General features: G+C 51.2%; 15 protein-coding genes. 6 read left to right on the forward strand and 9 right to left on the reverse strand.

Translation table 11 applies throughout. The features are described 5' to 3' along the window. Positions 1–69: 69 nt before the first annotated feature. From C8E01_RS18255 to sigZ, 4 genes are all read left to right on the forward strand, one after another. Complete coding sequence (locus C8E01_RS18255; RefSeq protein ID WP_116544899.1) at positions 70–2007, forward strand: DUF3858 domain-containing protein; 1938 nt, start codon at positions 70–72, stop codon at positions 2005–2007. Between the two features lie 28 nt (positions 2008–2035). After that, positions 2036–3928 (forward strand): DUF3857 domain-containing protein, encoded by a 1893-nt coding sequence (locus tag C8E01_RS18260; protein WP_116544900.1) that lies wholly within the window; start codon positions 2036–2038, stop codon positions 3926–3928. A gap of 122 nt (positions 3929–4050) precedes the next feature. Then, a complete protein-coding gene (locus C8E01_RS18265; protein ID WP_116544901.1) occupies positions 4051–4467 on the forward strand; it encodes an ArsI/CadI family heavy metal resistance metalloenzyme in 417 nt (138 codons plus the stop codon). A 167-nt stretch (positions 4468–4634) separates the two neighbouring features. Next, complete coding sequence (sigZ, locus tag C8E01_RS18270; protein ID WP_116544902.1) at positions 4635–5267, forward strand: RNA polymerase sigma factor SigZ; 633 nt, start codon at positions 4635–4637, stop codon at positions 5265–5267. Here the strand turns inward: sigZ and C8E01_RS18275 are convergent. Beyond that, complete coding sequence (locus C8E01_RS18275; protein WP_243409686.1) at positions 5264–7477, reverse strand: helix-hairpin-helix domain-containing protein; 2214 nt, start codon at positions 7475–7477, stop codon at positions 5264–5266. The genes sigZ and C8E01_RS18275 overlap by 4 nt on opposite strands. A gap of 6 nt (positions 7478–7483) precedes the next feature. Then, positions 7484–8266 (reverse strand): PorV/PorQ family protein, encoded by a 783-nt coding sequence (locus C8E01_RS18280; protein WP_116544903.1) that lies wholly within the window; start codon positions 8264–8266, stop codon positions 7484–7486. Positions 8267–8450: 184 nt separating this feature from the next. On the opposite strand from C8E01_RS18280, the gene C8E01_RS21745 reads away from it, so the two are divergent. Then, positions 8451–8603: a hypothetical protein gene (locus C8E01_RS21745; protein WP_165820687.1), complete on the forward strand. Its 153-nt coding sequence runs from the start codon at positions 8451–8453 to the stop codon at positions 8601–8603. 115 nt (positions 8604–8718) lie between these two features. Here C8E01_RS21745 and C8E01_RS18285 read toward each other — a convergent pair whose 3' ends face one another. Continuing rightward, the gene (locus tag C8E01_RS18285; protein WP_165820688.1) at positions 8719–11052 is read right to left on the reverse strand and encodes a S46 family peptidase; all 2334 of its coding nucleotides are present in this window, start codon (positions 11050–11052) and stop codon (positions 8719–8721) included. 97 nt (positions 11053–11149) lie between these two features. Between C8E01_RS18285 and yidD the strand changes: the two genes are divergently transcribed. Then, positions 11150–11371, forward strand: coding sequence for a membrane protein insertion efficiency factor YidD (gene yidD / locus C8E01_RS18290; protein WP_116544905.1), 222 nt, complete (start codon positions 11150–11152; stop codon positions 11369–11371). Between the two features lie 9 nt (positions 11372–11380). Here the strand turns inward: yidD and C8E01_RS18295 are convergent, their stop codons facing one another. The 6 genes from C8E01_RS18295 to C8E01_RS18320 all read right to left on the reverse strand — a co-directional run bounded on the left by C8E01_RS18295 (position 11381) and on the right by C8E01_RS18320 (position 15511). Beyond that, the gene (locus C8E01_RS18295) at positions 11381–11740 is read right to left on the reverse strand and encodes a nuclear transport factor 2 family protein (RefSeq protein ID WP_116544906.1); all 360 of its coding nucleotides are present in this window, start codon (positions 11738–11740) and stop codon (positions 11381–11383) included. 49 nt (positions 11741–11789) lie between these two features. Continuing rightward, positions 11790–12374 carry a flavodoxin family protein gene (locus tag C8E01_RS18300; RefSeq protein WP_116544907.1) on the reverse strand — a complete coding sequence of 195 codons (585 nt, stop codon included), beginning with the start codon at positions 12372–12374 and terminating at the stop codon, positions 11790–11792. Between the two features lie 211 nt (positions 12375–12585). Continuing rightward, positions 12586–13017, reverse strand: a complete 432-nt coding sequence (locus tag C8E01_RS18305) for a GNAT family N-acetyltransferase (protein ID WP_116544908.1) — start codon at positions 13015–13017, stop codon at positions 12586–12588. 107 nt (positions 13018–13124) lie between these two features. After that, positions 13125–14537, reverse strand: coding sequence for an alpha/beta hydrolase (locus C8E01_RS18310; RefSeq protein WP_116544909.1), 1413 nt, complete (start codon positions 14535–14537; stop codon positions 13125–13127). Positions 14538–14723: 186 nt separating this feature from the next. After that, positions 14724–15251, reverse strand: a complete 528-nt coding sequence (locus tag C8E01_RS18315; protein WP_243409688.1) for an SdpI family protein — start codon at positions 15249–15251, stop codon at positions 14724–14726. 5 nt (positions 15252–15256) lie between these two features. After that, a complete protein-coding gene (locus C8E01_RS18320; protein ID WP_116544910.1) occupies positions 15257–15511 on the reverse strand; it encodes an autorepressor SdpR family transcription factor in 255 nt (84 codons plus the stop codon). Between the last annotated feature and the right edge of the window lie 302 nt (positions 15512–15813).

Raw genomic sequence — 15813 nt, forward strand, 5'->3', positions numbered from 1 at the left:
TCATTTGCAGCGCACTTCAGGGTATGCTTTATACCTGTCCTGAAGTACGCTGTCATTATTCCCCATTTCATGAAAGCGAAGCTGATTTTTATCTTAATTCCGTTCCTTTGTATCCCTGCTCTGGAGGCATTCTCTCAATCAGGCCCCTACAAGTACGGGAAAGTGCAGGAGGAAGAGCTCCGGATGCGAACCTACGACAAGGATACCAGTGCCGCAGCCGTCATCCTTTCTGACTTTGCTGTGTCTCATTTCCGTCTCAATGGAGATGTCAAACTTATCACGGAGCGTCGCACCCGAATCAAGATCCTGAAAAAGACGGGCTATACCTGGGCTAATGTGGAGGTGCCCATGTACCAGAATGGTAGCAGCAAAGAGACCATCTCAGGTATAAAAGGCTATACCTATAACCTCGAAAACGGTAAGATCAAAAAAGACAAACTGGAGTCGAGCGCCATATTTGAAGAAAGGCAGTCGGAGTACCGGCAGACTAAAAAGTTTACGATGCCAAATGTGAAGGAAGGTTCCGTGATCGAATATACCTACACGGTCAATTCAGACTTTATCTACAACCTGCGCGACTGGGAGTTTCAGAGCACTATACCTACCGTATGGAGCGAGTACAGAGCCAAAATACCGCAGTACTTCGACTATAAGACCTTGCAGCATGGTTACCACGGCATCTATGAGCCAAAGGACAACTACGATGCCCGAATCAACGGGTACCGCTGGGTGATGGTAGACCTGCCGGCACTGCGTCCGGAGCGCTACATCACCACCCTTACCGATTACCAGGCTCGCATTGAGTTCGAACTGCAGATGCTGCATGTGCCCGGCAAGGAATCCAAAGTGATGACCGGCGAATGGGACGAGGTAATAAAAGACCTGCTGCGACAGGAGCGCTTTGGCAGTCAGCTTAACCGAAAGGGCTTTTTCAAGGGAGATGTAGCCGCTATTACAGAACAGTTCACGGCGCCTGAGCAGCAGATGAAGGCGATTTACGAGATGGTGCAGCAGCAGATGAAGTGGAATGGGAAGTACGGCATTTACACGACCGGCACGCTGCGCAAAGCTTTCGACAATAAAACAGGCAGTGCGGCTGAAGTGAACCTGCTGCTCACCGCTATGCTGCAGGAGGCTGGGCTGGATGCAGCGCCCGTGCTGGTGAGTACCCGCGAGCACGGCAAGGTTTACAAAGGCACGCCGATGCTCAATAAATTTAACTATGTGATCGCGCATGTCAACTTGAATGGCAAGTCTGTGCTATTGGATGCTACAGACCCACTGCTGCCTGCTGGCATGCTGCCAGTACGCAGCCTCAACGGGGAGGGACGACTGATCAAGGCCAATACAGACCAATGGGTAGCACTGAAACCTTCAGATAAATACCAGCGGGTGTATACTGGCAATCTGACAATCCTTGAGAATGGACAGATAGACGGGGATGCAACAGAGGTTAGTAGTGGATACAGAGCGCTATACCTGCGCAAGGAGGTAAAGGAAGAAGGCGAGTCCAGCTACACAGAGAAGCTAAACAAGGAGATCGGTACCTACAAGTTCAGCAGCCCTGCCTTCAAGCACCTGAAGGAGCTGAACAGCGCCCTTGAGCTCAACTACAAAGTGGCGGCTGCAGGCAATGGCCAGGCGCAGGACATGATCTACCTGAACCCGATGCTGGGGCAGGGGGAAAGCGAGAACCCTTTTAAGCTGGAGCAGCGTGCCTACCCGGTAGACTTTGCCTTCCCGATCAGCGAAACATTTATTTGCCGCTTTACCATACCGGATAACTACGAACTGGATGACGCGCCGCAGAATGTCAAAGTAAGCCTGCCTAATCAGGGTGGAAGCTTTATGTACATGGTGGAGAAGCGGGGCAATGTGGTGGAAGTGCTCAGCAAGATCGATATTTCTAAGCCGATCTACTACGCGGCCGAGTACCCGCAATTGAAAGAGCTATACGCCCGCATAGTGGCTAAGCACGCCGAGCAGATTGTGCTGAAACGAAAATAATACACACGGGCTTCGATTTTATAATGTGATGAAAAGAAACTTATACACGCTGCTGGCTATCGTGCTGTGGGCAATGGCAAACCCAGTGTTGGCCTCTAACCCTGACCTGCTAAAGGGTGCTAATGCCATCATCAACCAGGAAGAGAAGGTGTTCACGGTGCACTCGTTGAGCAAAGGCACTACCTATATCAAAAGGGTAGTCACCATTTTTAACGAGGGAGGAAAAGATCACGCCAAGTTGTATGTGCATCATGACAAGCTCAACAAGGTCGACTTTATAAAAGGAACAAGTTATGATCGGAACGGGAAGAAGATCAAGAGCTTAAAGAACAGTGAGATCCGGAACGTGAGTGCGTCCAGCGCTGATAACGAAGTGCTGGATAACCGCATCATGATCGCTGAACTGACCCATCAGGTATACCCTTACAAGGTAGAGTTTGAGTATCAGACTACGACCAGCAACATGCTCTTTTACCCTAACTGGGTACCGCTCAACAATAGCAAGACTTCTATTGCCAAGGCAACTTTTCAGGTAAAGATGCCCAAAGGAATGAAGTTGCGTTACCGCGAGAGCAATCTGTCGCAGGGCGTGAAGCAGGAGAACACGGCTACGCATGATGTATACAACTGGGAGATCACTAACATGACCCCGATGGACAGCGAGCCTTATGCCCCGAGCATGATCGAGCTGCTGCCCATGGTCCGCACGGCTCCATCCGACTTTGAAGTGCAGGGGTATAAGGGAAACATGGACACCTGGGAGGCTTATGGAAAGTGGATCAACCAGCTGAACGAAGGACGTGATGCCCTGCCAGAGGCCACTAAAGCCAAACTGCAAGCCATGGTGGCTGGTATCGACGACCCGATAGAGAAAATTAACAAGGTATACCATTACCTGCAGTCGAATACCCGCTACGTTTCCATTCAGTTGGGCCTGGGTGGCTGGCAGCCCTTCGAGGCCAGTTTTGTTGACTCCAAAGGCTACGGGGACTGTAAGGCGCTTACTAACTATACCAAAGCCATGTTGCAGGCCGTAGGTATACCTTCCATTTACGCCCTCGTGAACGGAGGGAGCAACGAGCGGGAAGTGCTTACCGATTTCCCAAGCAGCCAGTTCAACCACGTGATCCTTTGCGTACCCACCAAGCAGGACACTGTTTGGCTGGAGTGCACCAGCCAGTTTGAGTCAGCGGGCTACTCGGGCAGTTTTACTGGCGACCGCCATGCGCTGCTTATCACAAAAGACGGAGGGAAACTGGTGAAGACCCAGGCATACACAGCCAAGGATAACCTGCAGAGTCGGATGGCTACTGTCAAGTTAGATGAAACCGGCAATGGTGTGGCGCAGGTACAGACCAGGTATACCGGTATAGCACACGAAGACCACCTCGATCCCATCCATCATCTGTCACCGGAAGAGCAACGCAAGTGGCTGTACCGCAGCATCGGCATCCCGGCCTTCGACCTAAAAAGTTTCTCCTTTGATCTGAAGAAAGGGCGGATGCCTGAAGTGAACGAAAAACTGGAACTGAGCTTGCGGCAATGCGTCACGGTGAGTGGGAAGCGGATGTTTCTGACGCCTAACTTAATGAACCGCTGGACTACCTTGCCACAGAACACAGGCACCCGCAAGTATGATGTCGTAAGGTCAAGCGCCTACACCAACGTCGACACGATCGTCTACGAAATGCCCGCCGGCTTTGCACTTGAGTTCAAGCCAAATGATCAAGCATTTGATACGGAGTTTGGCCGTTTTGAATCCAAAGTAAACATTGATGGACGCCAGGTCACTTACATTAGGACCCTGCAGATGCATAAGGGCCGCTTCAAACCAGAAGTATATGCTACCATGGTAGCGTTTATGAACGACGTATACAAAGCAGACCAGCAGCAAGTAGTTTTTGTGAAGAATATACAGTGATTTGACCATCCTATGGTATAAAGCAGCCCCACAGAAAATATTTTCTGTGGGGCTGCGTCTTTTTAGCCCTCCCCCCGTCATCAAGGTGAGACAAGAAAAAATCACCTTAAAACGACAGAGCCATGAAAAGATTTCACGTGAATGTGCGCGTTAAAAACCTGCAGGAATCCACCGCCTTTTATACAGCCTTGTTCGGCACGGAGCCCACAGTATTAAAAGAAGACTATGCCAAATGGATGCTGGAAGACCCGCGCATCAACTTCGCCATCTCGCTGCACCCCGAAAACGCAGGTATAGAGCACCTAGGTATACAGGCAGAGAGCGAAGAGGAGCTGGCTGAGGTATACGGCCGCCTAAAGGAGGCAAAGGGCGCCATTCGGGAAGAAGGGAAGTGCACCTGCTGCTATGCCAAGTCTGAGAAGTCTTGGATAACCGATCCACAGGGTGTGGACTGGGAAGCTTTCTATACCTTCGGCGAAGCCACTGTGTACGGCGAAGGAGCGAATACCCGCACTGCCTCAACCATCACTGCCATTTAGTACAACATAAAACTACGAAGCCGGACTACGGCAGGTATAGCCCATACCTGCCGTAGTCCGGCTAATTTTATGTGCTTTCATGAGAATTTTGGAATTTGCCTTTTCCATATTTTTCTTCGTATATTGATGTATATCTCCACCTACCTTTGCATTTAAAATTTTGCGTCATGGGAAACAAAAGTTGCCATACCTGTTCGGCTGAGCCAGTTGCCTCTTCAGTAGACACCTGCGCTGCTGTAGCGCCAGTATACTTGGAGTATGAAGCCAGGCTGAGGAGTTTTGTCATGAACCGCGTGAAGGACAAGGATGAGGCCAATGATATCCTGCAGCAACTCTACGTGAAGCTTTACAGGCACTGCGAGCAACTGCAGGATGTGCGCAACATGAATGCCTGGCTTTACCAGATTGCCCGAAACGCTGTATACGATTACTACCGCGAGCAGGGGCATAGCATGCCGCTAGAGGACGAAGGCAAGTTAGAGGAACTACTAAACCAGGAGCCGGAACGGCAGGATACAGAAAGTCTGATCTTGCCACTCATCAACATGCTGCCAGCCGAGTATGCAGAGCCCCTGCGGCTAAGCGAGCTGGAAGTCATCAGCCAGAAAGAGATTGCCGAGCGGTTGGGTATGTCTTATTCCGGTGCCAAGTCGCGGGTGCAGCGTGGGCGGGAGAAACTGAAAGAGCTTTTTGTAGAGTGCTGCCACCTGGAGCTTGACCGGAAAGGGGCTCTGGTAAGCGCAACTGCGAAGGAAAGTTGCAGACCGCTTCAGGTGCAGTTAAAAGGCAGCGCTAGCTAAAACCTATACCTGGTCTGCACCCTGATATCCGATCTTCTTGGTCCTACAATCGTCTCCAGGCCTGAACCGATGGTGCGCTGGTTGCGGTAGTGCGTCAGCGCATATTTCACCCACACATCCATGCGGCGCATCGGCCTGAATTGCAATAAGGCATACAGGCGGGTGCCTCTGCCACTGAAGGCAGGTATAGAAAAGGCATAAAGCACGTCTCTTTCAAAAGCATATTGGCGGGTTTCGTAATCGTCTGTGTCGAAAATGGCGTAACGGGTGCTGAGGCGAATTTTGCTGAAGTTGAAGTTGATGTCCTGGGAAATAAAGTATCCCGTCGTTTGGGGAGACTCCAGTTCAAAGCTGCTGAACTGCACCCGGGAGCGAAGGTTGACAACGGGCGTCGGCGTGAATTCATAGTACAAGAGGTAATTTTTGCGATTGGCCTGCCCCACATAGTCTATGCTGGTGCTATTTTCGGCTACGTTGCGGCCTTTGCTCTCAGAGCGGAACTGGGCGTAGAGCGAACTTTGGCGGTTGGGGCGGAAGTAGAGCCGCAGCATGTACTCGTCTCCCTGCGAAGGAGCATCCACACGGTAGCGGAGCCACGGAAAACGGAAGCGATCATAGTACGCGGTGAGCTCCCACTTCGGGAAAGGCTTTATCTTGATGCCCGTGTAAAATCCCTGTTCGTTAATATTGCGCGTTCCCTCGCCAAAGGCGTTGCCATAGAAGGTATGGAAATCGCGGGCGTAATAGCGGTAGAGCATGGCCAGTTCCACTTTGTTGGAGAGGTTGGCCGTCAAACCATTCACCGTGCCCAGGCCGCCGCTTTTGGAGATGGCCGTTTCACCGAACAGGTATACGTTCTGCCAGGTATAGGCGTAGTTAGTGCCGATGTTGTAATTGCTCGTGCCGCCAAACTCGAAGCGCTGATAGGGCAATCCCGCTTTCTGGATGGGCGAGCTGAAGCTGGTTGCCATGGCTGTTATACCTGCCAGCAATGTACGGTTGCGACTCTGGTACGTAGCATTTCCACCGATAATCTGTTCACGCGCCTGCGCTCTATTGGCCAGTTCGGTAGGGGTACGGTGGAAACCGGTTGTCTGTATACCTGTGAAGAAATCATCGAAGTTATCCAGCGTGTCGAGTTGTGTCTGCAGGTTGGCATCAACCCGTTTTCTTGACACGAAGCCTATTATATCCACTCTGCCCAAGGTATAGGTAGCCGCCGCCCCCCGGTAAAAGGCGTGTTCCAGCACCGAACTATAGGGGCGTATACCGACGTTCGGCCTACTCACGGTGGTAATCGTCTCACTGCCCTTGCCCACCGTATAGCCCGACGAAAGCAACAAGCCCTGCCCAAACTGCAGTTGGTAATCGCCTAGTGCAATTGTTTTAAACTTGCCTTTGTTGTAGAGCTGCAAATGCGCTGAGTAAAAATCGAATCCGTAGCGGCGGGTGTCGGGGTCCCAGGTAAACTGCTCTCCTGCATCTTTCTCAGCAGTGAAGCCCAGACTGTAGTCGCGGGTATGCCTCACGCGATAGCGCATCAGCACTTTGTCGGGTGAGCCGAGGTAGCGCGTGATGGAGCGGCTGGAGGTATCGATGGAGGTATAGCCGCGCCGCTCCTGTAGGGTGCGCTCGTAGCGGATGATCAGGGCGTTGTTGTCTTCGCCGACAATGCGCTGGAGGAGCGGGCGTTGGTCCGCGTTGAGGCCAGCATCATCGACCCGCACAAAATAGACCAACTTGTAAATCGTGATCAGGTCAAAATCAGGAATAGCCTGCAATTCGTAGATGCTCAGCAGCGGGCCGTTCTCCCGGATGTGTCGGAAGAACGATGCGATCTGCGGGCGTGACAGAATGTAGAGCGACGCCAGTTCTTCGGGCGTGGTCCGGTTGAGGTCGATGGGGCGTTGAAAGTACTGGAAAAGCGTTTCGTAGAAGTCTTCGTAGGGCACGTTTTCGTCTTCCTGCTGCGCGAACAGCTCCTGCACGAACAGGTCGAAATCGAAGGTCTGGCGCGGATAGTCCTGTGCCTGCAGCGGCAACCAGGTGTAAAGTATAAGCAAGAGCGTCACTATACCTTGTTTGATGCCAGCTTGCGACCGCAATATTCTATACTTGAAGAGCGCCACTATACCCTGCATTTTGAGGACTTGCTGCCGTAGCAAGCGATGAATTATATACCTGAAGCATGTCGCTATACCTGGCTTCATTAGCTTTTATTTTTGGAAGGTATAGGAAAGTGACAGATGATGGCTTTGACCAAGCAATGTAGTGGAGCCAAAAGCATAATCGGCAAGGAGTTGACGAGCCCGGAAGCCGAGCCCAAAGGTAGCGCGATTGGTGAGTGTACTGAAACCCGAGCGCAGGGCCACTTTCTCCTGCAAAAGCTGGTACTCTATACCTGCCTTGAAGTTGGCGGGGAAGTCAATGTGCTTTTCAGTTTCGGCGAGTACAAGTAGTTTTTGGTAAGGGCGATAACCGAGCCCCGCTTTCATGATGGTAGGCAGTCGTTCGTCGTCGAAGGCAGCCAATTTAGCCTGATTGATATTATAGGCATAGGCGCCAAAGAATAAACCCGGCACAATCTCCGCCTGTCCGCCCACCGACAACGCCACCGCCTTGCGGCTGCCATACCCTTCTGTCGCCACCTGCCACAGATCTACTTTCCCGCCCAGACTAAACTGCCCCAGCTTGTGGCCTATACCTACCCCCACATGCTGCTGACTGTATAGCTCATCGCCAAAGCGACTCATACTCAGTCCGTAGTTACCATACCTGGCAGTAGGGTACACCGCCTGCAACGCCATGGTCGAAAAGGCCCTTACGCCAAAACGGTTTTCCGCGTAAGCACCCACTTGTGCTTTCTCGAGACCGGCTATACCTGCAACATTGTTGTTGAGTGCCCACAGATCAGGCAGCGTGACGGAGGCATTGCCCAACGCGGCGGCACGCGCACCTGCAGGCACATCGGCCTGCGCCTGTACGAGGCAAGGCAGCAAGAGGAGAAACAGGAAATGAAGTTTGTTTTGTAGAAGTTGCGTTATCCCATCCGGTCGTATTTTATAGATAAAGTGCTATGTACGAGGGGGTAGGAGGAGGGTTGTGAAGGTTGGGATTTTTAGGATTAAAGAGAACTTTCAGGACTTGGAAGAACGCCATCCCCGGAAGTAAAGCTTATGCTACTTGCTACTAAGATCCTTACAGGATGACAAAAAAGTAGAATGGAGCCATTCAGGTATACACGGGGATGTGGACATCCCCACCAGCCTGCTTCCGGATCTGGAGATCCGAAAGAGCTTTAAGTTTGTTTGCCCGACATCCACAATAATCCTGTAAATCCTTAAATCCTGCAAATCCTTGGGGTAGGGGCCCTATGTGAAGATTCAGACAAAAAAAAGCGCTGAGGAATATCCCCAGCGCCTTTGCTTTATTCAGTTAAGAGTCGCTCTGCTTAGTTTTTTACTTCTACAGTAGCTCTTCTCTTACCGTCTTTCTTCTTTATTTTTACTGACTTCTTACCAGCGGCCAGGTCAGCTTTCGCTTCTTCGACAGCTGCGTTCAGGAGCTCAGTAGAGCCGTTGTCAGAAGCACCTGCAGTTGTAGTGGCACCAGCGTCGGCAGGACCTGGGCTGTTGGTGTCCACAATGGTCATCTCGTTGATCAGGTTAGAAGCACCGGCGTACTTGTCTACCATGAACAGCACGTAGTTGGCGCTCACGTTGATGCAACGCTTGTAGTCCGGGTCGTATACCAGGTCACCAGTCATCGCTTCCCAGTTGCCGTCGAAGGCCAGACCGATCAACTCGCCGTTACCGTTGATCACCGGAGAACCTGAGTTACCGCCTGTGATGTCGTTATCGGTGATAAAGTTCACGATCAGCTCGCCGTCTTTGTTGGCATAGCGGCCGTAGTCTTTCGCTTCATACAGCTGCTTCAGCTTGGCAGGCACGATGAATTCCTCGTTGGTCGGATCCTCTTTCTGCATCACACCTTCCAGGGTCGTAATCACATTGTAAGTCACGCCGTCAGCAGGCTGGTAATTCTTTACAGAACCATAGCTCAAGCGGATAGTCGAGTTCGCATCCGGGTAGTATACCTTGTCCGGGTTCATCTCGCGCAGACCGGCTGTGTATAGGCGATTCGCACGGGCCAGTTTGGCGTTGCTCTCAGCCAGCTTAGGAGAGATGTTCGTTTGGTAATGCTCGATGATGGAGTTCACCAAGGTGAAGGCCGGGTCGTTAGCCAGTTGCTTCTGCGATGGGTTGTTCAGGAACTGCTCCGTCTTCTGCTTGTTCACCACAAACGAATTGCCGTACACATAGTCAGCCAGTTTATTAAAGTCGCCTTTGTACTTGGCTACCAGCTGCTTGAAAGCGTCTGGCTGCTGGTCTTTGGCGATGTCTTCGTGGTAGGCTTTCATCATGGCGGCAAACACTTTCTTGTCCGTAGCCATGTTGTAATCTTTGAAGAAAGCCTCAGCTCGTGGCTTCAGGTCTTCAGCGGCTTTTTTGGCGGCGTCAGCGTTGCCAGCTTTCAGGGCATTGTTCAAGGCCGACATGCGGTAAGCAAACAACAGGGCTTCAGTACCCAGCACCGCTTCGTTCAGGTATACAGAACCCAGGTTATACTTCTCGATTTCCTTGTAGGCTGCGTTCATGTCGTTGAGCGAAGAGCCGTAAAGCGCTTTGCGCTCAGGGTTGGCATCGGCCCAGGCCTGGAACTTCTTCTCGTCTGCTCGCTTGCCTTCTACCGTTTTCATACGCTTGATGCCTTCGTTCTGACCGATAGAGTACTTGTAGTAGTTGGCAGTTGAAGCATATTTAGACGCATACTGGATGCGGGTTGCATCGCTCTTGTCCATATCTTCTTTCCAAAGGGCCAGCTTCTTGTCGCGCAGTTTAATGCGTGATTTGTTCAGCTGCTCTACGTCCAGCACCAGGCCTTCGGAAGTCATGAAACGCTTCGTGCGGCCCGGGAAACCGAATACCATTGCGAAGTCGTCCTGCTCCACACCACCAATGTTGATAGGCAGGTGGTGCTTAGGCTTGTAAGGCACGTTGGTCGCAGCATAATTGGCTGGCTTGCCGTCCGGCGCCATGTATACGCGGAACATGGCGAAGTCACCCGTGTGGCGTGGCCACATCCAGTTGTCAGTGTCGCCACCGAACTTGCCTACCGCAGACGGAGGCGTTCCTACCAGACGAACGTCTGTGAAGCGCTCGTAAACAAACAGGTAGTACTCGTTGCCGTTGAAGAAATCGCGCACATAAGACACGTAACGGTCATTCTCGCTGGCTTCTTTGGCGATGGCCTGCGCACGCTGCGAAGCAAGCTGCAGACGCTCTTTTTCAGGCGTATTTTTGTCGATGCCTTCCAGCACTTTCGCCGTCACGTCGTCCATGCGCACCAGGATGTCCACGAACAGGCCTTCGTTTGGAAGCTCCTGCTTGCGATCCGCGGCCCAGAAGCCGTTGGTCAGGTAGTCTTTTTCAGGAGTGGAGTGCGACTGGATCTGGCCGTAACCACAGTGATGGTTCGTCAGCAAGAGACCTTCGGCAGAGATGAACTCACCCGTACAGAAGCCGCCAAACTGCACGATGGCGTCTTTCAAGCTGGAGTTGTTCACGTTGTAGATTTCTTCGGCAGTCAGCTGCAGGCCTTTTTTCTGCATGTCAGCGTGGTTCAGGCGCTTGATCAGCATTGGCAGCCACATACCTTCGTCTGCTTTTGCGAAGGGCACGCAAAGCGAGACCAAAAGAAGGAGTGAAAGGATTCTTTTTAACATGAAATTTTGTTTAGATTAGTTAAACTGTGACAAATTTATCTAAAAAATGCATTTGCTAACAGTTGTTCGGTAAATTTAAACGCAGCTAAATCACACCATGACCTGGCTTTTCAAAAAACTACTGCTTGCGCTTCTCTGGGTATACCGCAACATGATATCCCCGCTGAAGCCCGCCACCTGCCGCTATACCCCAACCTGCTCATCCTACGCCGTGGGAGCTGTGAACAAGTATGGCCCCTTTAAAGGCGGCTGGATGGCCCTGAAGCGGATTGGCCGCTGCCATCCCTGGGGCGGGAGCGGGTATGATCCGGTGCCGTAAAAGCTAGGGTTATTCGGCAGGTATAGGCAGGCCATGCATGCGGAGAAAGGAGAGTTTATCCCAATAGCCGCGCTGGAGCTTGATTTTGCCATCTGTCACCTGAAAGAAGCCGCATCCTCTCAGACCCAGTGGATCTTTCCATTCCAATATGGCCCACTCACCGTCCTCAAACAGGTTTTCTACAACGCAGGTCATCTCGGCTGTAGCAAACTCTTGCGCGAACATTTCCTTAATAGCCGCCTTGCCCACTACGGGTTCATTAGCCACCTGGTGGTTGATGGCATCAGTATGGTACAGCTCAGCCAAAGCGTCGGCATTGCCTTGGTTAAAGAGCGTTACCCATTGCTGTATCAGTTCTTTTGGACGCATGTAATGTGGATGGAATTGTTGGGATCGTCAAAAAAGTGGAGGCTATACCTTATTTTTTCTGCGCATACTTCAGCATTTGCTTCACCATGGTTTGGGCCGTGCTAGCGTAGTCTTCTTCATACTTTTTCATCAGTTCTTCTCGTGTGGGCTTTTCGCCTTTCGCCTGTTTCTCCCACAGCACCGACAGCGAAGCATAAGGCGGCAGTACGATACCTACAGCATTGTAAAAGTTGCTGACGTTAGCGATGACATGCTGCGCCCCGTCGGAGTCACCGGTGATGACAATACCGCCTACCTTTCCTTCGAGCTTCGATTTTTTCCCTTCCAGAATCTCGTCATGAATCTCATCCAGGCGCTCAATTACCCGTTGTATTTCCGAGGACTGGTTGTTCCACCAGATGGGCGTGGCGAACACAATGATATCGGATATGAGTATCTGTTCCAGTATACCTGGCCAGTCGTCGCCTTTGCCCATGTCGCTGTAAGTGCCTGCCAGGATGTTATGCTCTACCAACTTGACGATGCTGCAGTCGATGTCCTGCTTTTTGAAATAGCCCGCCATAAACTCTGATAGAACCTCTGTGTTAGATAGGCCTTCTCTTTTGAGTGTGCCAAGTAGGATGATTGCTTTCATACGCTGTTTACTCGAATAAGCTGGCGTAGGTTTGCACCATGTAACAAGCTGGTTATGAATGAATTACTTTCCTGCATAAACTTAAGAGCGGCTTATGACAGCGTGATGGTTAGCGGTGTGAATCGTTAGAAGTAGAAAAATGCGCTAAAAAGTGCGGAGGGCTTTAAGTTCATTTTAAGTTACAAGGGGTATAGAAGCGTGTTAGTAGCAGCTAAAAAAACAGGTCGAATACCTTTTGCTCTTTGCTATCGGTGAAACCTGTTTTCAGGTAAAATTTGTGGGTATCGATTCTTGTTGTGTTACAACGTACCCTGATTTTATTAATCCCGAAACCAGTCGCCCATACCTTTACCTGCTCTATTAGCAAATGACCTATACCTTGGCCCCTCAGGTGCTCGGCCACGACCAATCCGCCAATCTCTACAAAAGGCTCTGACTCCAACCGAAATGTATAGAAGCCGTGTATCCAGCCAACAATTTGCTCTTCTGCTATTGCCACAAAGCCACCATGGTCTTCCCGAGCCGCTACCTGCGCTATGCGCTCCTGCATTTCCTCAACTGTTACGCTATAGCCAAACTGGCGCGACAGCTCTGCCAGGGCTTCGGCATCATGTAAGATGATTTCTCTGAACGTGAGTTGCATAGTTATAGCGTAAAAGAAGGCTGAAGCGATGGTAAGGTATAAGAGAGACAGCTATACCTACACGACCCGCGGAGTGCCCCTTCGGTTGCATGACGCGTGAAAGTACCTTACCTTACAACCCCCTTCATCCAAGTGCTGATCGTCTCCAACGCGGCAGGTGCCATTGTCTCTTCAATGGAGCCATACTCTGTGTGTAACCCCGTGTTAGCTGTCTGGAAAAGATGGTTGAGCCCTGGCATCTCCTTAATGGTAAAGCGCTTGTTGCCAGCGGCTTTTAGGGCCTTTTCGGTGGCGGCAAGGTTAAGGGAGGCAGGCACTTGCAAGTCCTTGCTGCCATTCAGCGCCAATACAGGCATCTTCAGTTTTTGCAAAGTCGGAGCCGGATCGTAGGCCAGGTAGTAGCGCATCCAGAGTGTTGTAAGTTGGGAGGCTAAGGCGCTTTCGCTCTGGTCTGTTAACCCGAGTTGCTGCTGCTCCTGCGCTGTCAGTTTGGATTTAGCTTCCTGCTCCAGCGCTTTGATCTTGTTGATGGCATCAAAGGTGTTTGTGTTAGAGGCGGCAACTTCGAACTGTGCTTTGCGCAGCGTCAGAAGTTTTTGTAGCGGCTGATCAGGTATACCAGCAGCACTGTAAATGGACTTGTTCTGGGCTACGAGCAGCTCGGTGCCGGGCACAGCATTTCCGGCCATCAGTACCACAAAAGCCACATCTTTGTTAGCGGCGGCCACGCTACTCGCAATCAGGGCGCCTTCACTCAATCCCAGCAAACCAATCTTTTTAGGGTTAACCTCTTCGCGCGTTTTCAGATAAGTATAAGCTGCCTGTGCATCGGTCGTCAGGTCTTTGGTAGTGGCTGTGGTCGGGTTGCCCCCTGACTTGCCGGCACCCCGGTCGTCGAGGCGCAGCACGGCAAAACCCTGACGGGTAAGGTGGTCCGCCAGCACCAGGAAGGGCTTATGGCCAAGCAGCGTCATGTCGCGGTCTTGGGCGCCGGAGCCGGTAAAGAGAATAACGGCGGCGTGGGGACCTTTGCCTTCAGGTATAGAAAGTGTGCCGGCCAGTTTTATACCTGCCGTTTTGTTCTCCACAGTCACTTCCTGCTCCTGGTAAGGATATGGCTTCACGGGCTCCTGTGCTCGGCGGGCAACTTCCGCCGCGCCCCTTTTCAGTTGCATCGGAAGCGAGTAGCCGCCTTGCTTCCAGTGCCCGTCTATTGTTTCTGCACCGTTCATCTTGCCTACATACACGCCGCCAATAGCACGGATGTTCAGGTGTAGGCTGTCTTTTGTCAGTTTCACTTCCTGCACCGGTATACCTTTGGCCCCCTGCTGCGGACTGTCCATGGTGGCTGTAAGTGTGCCATCGGCCTCTGCCTTGATGTGCAGCACGAGTGGAAGACTGGTGCCTCCCACGTTCAGTGCCCCGTTCCAGGTACCGGTGACCTGCTCGGGCGCTGCTTGCTGCGCTAGAATCATGAAAGGAAGTAATAGTGTGGCTAAGAAGAGGATAAGTCGATTCATGTGATAGAGGGTGTAGACCTGGTAAATGCTTTGGTTAGGTAAGTGAAATTTAAGTATGCTGATTCAGTCTCTGCTCTTTCCGGTAGGCCATAAATGAATAGACCACAGGGACGAGTACTGTCAGGGCAATCACGGCGATATACAGCACTTGCTGCAGCCCCGATTCGGGTAGAAAAGCCAAAGCTATCAGCAGTATGCCGCCAATGATCCATAGAATGCCCCCAGTCGGTGTGTCTTGCGCCATACCTGCTCGCTCTCCAGCGTCCAGGGAGTGCGGATGCCAATAAAGTAGTTGGGTTTAACCGCCTGAAAGTAGTTGCCCAGAGCGATGAACAGGCCACCTATCAACATAAAGAGGGCACTCGGCCGGAAAGTGCCCGGGTTCAGAGCCGTGTGAATGAGGAAAATGCATAGCACCGCCATGAAAGCGATTAAGATAAAGCGCAACTGGTGGTACTTGCTGCCCATGTGGTCGAGCTTTCTTTTGGGGTCGATGTGCGGCACTGCTAGCAGAATAAGATTCAGGAGGGCAGTCGTGCCCAGCACAATAAAGATCATAGCCGTTTTGCCCGCCCAACCGTCTGCTTCGCCCTTCAGGTTAAAATGCACCGGCACTTGCTCGGGTAGCCTGTCCCAAACCAAGGCCAGGTATACGAGCGGTATGAGAACGATTGTCCAAAGAATGAGCTCTCGGGTCAGGTTGTTGGTCTTCATAGGGGCTAATCCTTAAGGGTTATGATCCATTGCATTAAGTCGTCGAGTACCGTTGTGTTGAGCGAGTAAATCACAAACTGCCCCTGCTTGCGGGAGGTGACCAGATCCGCCTGACTCAGGATGTCAAGGTGATGCGAAATACTGGGTTTGGTGATCTGGAAAGCCTCCGCAATGTCTCCGGCAGTCAAATCCTTTCCCTTCAGCAGGTTCAGAATCTCTCTGCGCGTCTGATCATTGAGTGCTTTGAAAACTTTGTTCACAGCGTATTTAAGTATTTAGACAAATATCTAAATATTAACTTAAAAATAGAAATTATTCTTGAAAAATTATTTTTACTTGTTCAACTTGATCTGCAGTGCTTCTTAAATTTTTCATCTCGGAATAAAAATGACCAATATATGTAACTGTATCCTGTGCACCAGTTACATACTTAATGCCACCTACTATGTGCATCACTATCTTTATTTGGTAGTGGTCTACAATGTATGATGTAGGAATAAGTATGGCAGCAAGGGTGTTTACAGGAAGTTATGTGCGAGATAACTATCCAGGTAGATTGCCC

The organism is Pontibacter virosus, from assembly GCF_003096355.1.
GTDB lineage: Bacteria > Bacteroidota > Bacteroidia > Cytophagales > Hymenobacteraceae > Pontibacter > Pontibacter virosus.

What these genes read in the sequence shown, in the direction of transcription:
- yidD (WP_116544905.1), top strand. Translation starts at nt 11,150, where the DNA reads ATGACCTGGCTTTTCAAAAAACTACTGCTTGCGCTTCTCTGGGTATAC.
- C8E01_RS18265 (WP_116544901.1), top strand. Translation starts at nt 4,051, where the DNA reads ATGAAAAGATTTCACGTGAATGTGCGCGTTAAAAACCTGCAGGAATCC.
- C8E01_RS18260 (WP_116544900.1), top strand. Translation starts at nt 2,036, where the DNA reads ATGAAAAGAAACTTATACACGCTGCTGGCTATCGTGCTGTGGGCAATG.
- C8E01_RS18300 (WP_116544907.1), bottom strand. Translation starts at nt 12,374, where the DNA reads ATGAAAGCAATCATCCTACTTGGCACACTCAAAAGAGAAGGCCTATCT.
- C8E01_RS18255 (WP_116544899.1), top strand. Translation starts at nt 70, where the DNA reads ATGAAAGCGAAGCTGATTTTTATCTTAATTCCGTTCCTTTGTATCCCT.
- C8E01_RS18295 (WP_116544906.1), bottom strand. Translation starts at nt 11,740, where the DNA reads ATGCGTCCAAAAGAACTGATACAGCAATGGGTAACGCTCTTTAACCAA.
- C8E01_RS18315 (WP_243409688.1), bottom strand. Translation starts at nt 15,251, where the DNA reads ATGAAGACCAACAACCTGACCCGAGAGCTCATTCTTTGGACAATCGTT.
- C8E01_RS18285 (WP_165820688.1), bottom strand. Translation starts at nt 11,052, where the DNA reads ATGTTAAAAAGAATCCTTTCACTCCTTCTTTTGGTCTCGCTTTGCGTG.
- C8E01_RS18305 (WP_116544908.1), bottom strand. Translation starts at nt 13,017, where the DNA reads ATGCAACTCACGTTCAGAGAAATCATCTTACATGATGCCGAAGCCCTG.
- sigZ (WP_116544902.1), top strand. Translation starts at nt 4,635, where the DNA reads ATGGGAAACAAAAGTTGCCATACCTGTTCGGCTGAGCCAGTTGCCTCT.
- C8E01_RS18310 (WP_116544909.1), bottom strand. Translation starts at nt 14,537, where the DNA reads ATGAATCGACTTATCCTCTTCTTAGCCACACTATTACTTCCTTTCATG.
- C8E01_RS18275 (WP_243409686.1), bottom strand. Translation starts at nt 7,477, where the DNA reads ATGAAGCCAGGTATAGCGACATGCTTCAGGTATATAATTCATCGCTTG.